This is a genomic window from Bifidobacterium mizhiense (assembly GCF_020884755.1).
GTDB lineage: Bacteria > Actinomycetota > Actinomycetes > Actinomycetales > Bifidobacteriaceae > Bombiscardovia > Bombiscardovia mizhiensis.
Genome location: NZ_BPWE01000010.1, coordinates 1 through 2,702, shown reverse-complemented (window position 1 = coordinate 2,702; position 2,702 = coordinate 1). Strand labels below are relative to the sequence as shown.

Genomic DNA, 2,702 nt, shown 5'->3' with positions numbered 1-2,702 from the left:
GGCCGAACAGCATGCCCCCTCGGCCTCCGGGGGAGTGTTCGGATCCACGCGGGGGCTTGACTCTCCGCTATACCCGGGCCGCCATTCCAGGCGTCGGCACAAACAGTCCCGGCACCAAGGAAAGGAACACCCATGAACACCACAACCACAGTGACCATGCTGCCCATCGACGCCATCAGGCCCAACGACGCCAACCCCCGAAGCGAGATAGGAGACGTGTCGGAGCTGGCCATGAGCATCGCGTCCCAAGGCATACAGCAGGCCCTGGTCGTCACACCGGCGAACCAGGAGGGGCGGCACACCCTGGTCATCGGACACCGGCGGCTGGCGGCCGCCGAGCAGGCCGGCCTTGCAACCGTGCCCTGTATCATCACCGACATGGACGAGCAGACCCAGGCGGAGGTGATGCTGGTAGAGAACATACACCGTGACCAGCTCACCGCCCTGGACGAGGCACGCGGATACGCCCACCTCCTGGACCTTGGCGAAGACGTGGACCAGATGGCCAAAGCCACTGGCCGCAGCCGCAGCACCGTGCAGCGACGGCTCAAAATATCGTCCATCGACGACGAGAAAATACTCGCGCTGCCATCCCAGCTGAGCTTCGAGGAATTGGAGACGATAGCCGACTTCCGCGACGACGAAGGCCTGCAAGACCAGCTCATCAAAGCCGCAGGCACCAACAACTGGAACATGACACTGCACCAGGTCCAGGCCAAACGGTCGCTGGACAAGTGGATCGAACAGGCCCAGGAAGCCATCAAGCAGGCCGGGCTGCCCATCGTGCCGCTGACACCATCACAATCCTGGTCTGACCCGGAAGGTTGGCGCACCATCGCCCGATTCTCCCCGGATACCGACCCCGACCCCAAGCAGGCCCTCGACACATGGCTGGAGGAATGGGAAGGCGACAAACCCACGGCCGCCGGACTGCTCGACCGTGGCGGACAGTGGCGCGTCAAAATCACCCTGCTGGAGCCATACACCCAACAGGACCAGGAGGACGAACGCCGGCAAAGAGAGGATGACCTGGCCAGGTGGCAAGCCGAACAAGAAGCCGAAATCGCACCGGCCAAGCAACTGGACACGGCAAGCCACGACCTGCGGCTGGCCTACACGCAACGGCTCATGTCCCTCAAACGCCCCGCCAAAAACCAGTCCCAGGCCCTGTCCATGCTGGTCATCGCCCAAGCGAGCCAACGCACCTGGTGGGTCAGCCGGGACCAGGTGCGGGACACATGGCGCGCCATCGTCCAGGACCAGGAAGCCGAGCTGGCGCAAAAGGCCGACCTTGACGAGAGTCGCCGCACCCAGACGGCCTTCGCCCTGTGCCACGCCATCATGGAGACACAGATCAACCACGAGACCTGGCGCAGCCAAGACGACATAGACGGCCTGCTCAAACCCCTCTACCGTGCCCTCCAAACCGCAGGCTACGCCATCAGCGACGAAGAGCAATCCGGTCTCGACGGCGACCTGGTGCCCCGACCTGAAGAGGAAGACAACGAAGGGAACGAAGATGAAACAGACGACGGCGACCAGGAGGAGGACACCAAAGAGTGAATGAACCCCGCAGCCGGCCCCGCCACCAAGCGGGGCCGGCTGCCGGCGGCGGCGCAGCGATGCCTCGCGCCACCCCACGGGGTGGAATCGGCATCGTCGAACGCCCCGCGTTCGGACAGCCAGACCGCAACGCGAGGAACGCACGACTGGTTTGTATGTGCAATTTGTACTACACTCATGGTCATGGAGATCGAGATAGAGCAATCAGCCCGCAAGCACGGCTGCGCCGACGACGAAATCAGGCACGCGGTCCTCCACTCCATAGGCCACGAACAAATCGAGGGCTACGGCGACGAGATGACGGTGGTCTTCGTCGGCCAGCCACACCCCGGGGCCCTACCCGACAACCTGCTCGAAGTCATCGTCAGCAAATGGCAGGACGGCCAGCTCCACGCCTTCCACGCCATGCCGCTGACCAGCCGGTGGCAACATCTCAGATACCAATAGACACAACCAACAAGGAGCCAGACCATGACCAACACACAGACACCCGCCGACAGGGCAGCACACGCCGAAGCACTCGACCGCATGGCCGACGCCGGCCAATTCACACCCATCGAAGGCACCCGGGTATACCGGGGCTACGACGCCGGCCCCCTGACCGACGACGACCTGCTCTCCATCTTCGCCGGCCGCCCCCGCGACGAACTCAAACAACCCACCAGCAAAACCTGGCAGGTACGCACCACCCCGGCCCTGGACCAATGGGCCGAAGCCGCCGTCAAAACAGAAGGCACCAACCTATCGGCACTGATCCGCCAAGCCACCGCCGAATACCTGGCACACCACTACCCAGGACTCCGAAGCCAGATGGCCTGACCCATCAGGGCAACATCATCAAGGGACCCCTCAACGGGGTCCCTTTTTCCATGCTCGGCTCGGCCGGGGTTGTGGTCATCGGCGGCTGCGCCTTGATGTCTGGCCGCCGCTGTCGCACGCCTGCGGCGTGCTGCTGAAGGGGTTGGGAATGTGGTGTTTGTGCCGCCCCCTTCCATTCTGGCCCGGGCCGCTGCGACTCAAGCCCCGAGCGTCTCCGCCCACACCCCGCTCCGGCCGAGGGGGCCGAACAGCATGCCCCCTCGGCCTCCGGGGGAGTGTTCGGATCCACGCGGGGGCTTGACTCTCCGCTATACCCGGGC

Annotated in this window: 3 protein-coding genes; all 3 read left to right on the top strand. The window is 64.4% G+C overall.

Annotated features, from left to right (window positions below):
- Window positions 1-132 precede the first annotated feature (132 nt).
- A complete protein-coding gene (locus LPC22_RS08325) occupies window positions 133-1,563 on the top strand; it encodes a ParB/RepB/Spo0J family partition protein (protein WP_015022037.1) in 1,431 nt (476 codons plus the stop codon).
- Between the two features lie 183 nt (window positions 1,564-1,746).
- Window positions 1,747-2,010, top strand: a complete 264-nt coding sequence (locus tag LPC22_RS08320; RefSeq protein ID WP_141650026.1) for a hypothetical protein — start codon at window positions 1,747-1,749, stop codon at window positions 2,008-2,010.
- 24 nt (window positions 2,011-2,034) lie between these two features.
- Window positions 2,035-2,382 carry a hypothetical protein gene (locus LPC22_RS08315; RefSeq protein ID WP_015022035.1) on the top strand — a complete coding sequence of 116 codons (348 nt, stop codon included), beginning with the start codon at window positions 2,035-2,037 and terminating at the stop codon, window positions 2,380-2,382.
- The last annotated feature ends 320 nt before the right edge of the window (window positions 2,383-2,702 follow it).

Bases quoted from the DNA above. Each gene is read 5' to 3' on its own strand.
- LPC22_RS08325 (WP_015022037.1), top strand. From the start codon at position 133: ATGAACACCACAACCACAGTGACCATGCTGCCCATCGACGCCATCAGG.
- LPC22_RS08315 (WP_015022035.1), top strand. From the start codon at position 2,035: ATGACCAACACACAGACACCCGCCGACAGGGCAGCACACGCCGAAGCA.
- LPC22_RS08320 (WP_141650026.1), top strand. From the start codon at position 1,747: ATGGAGATCGAGATAGAGCAATCAGCCCGCAAGCACGGCTGCGCCGAC.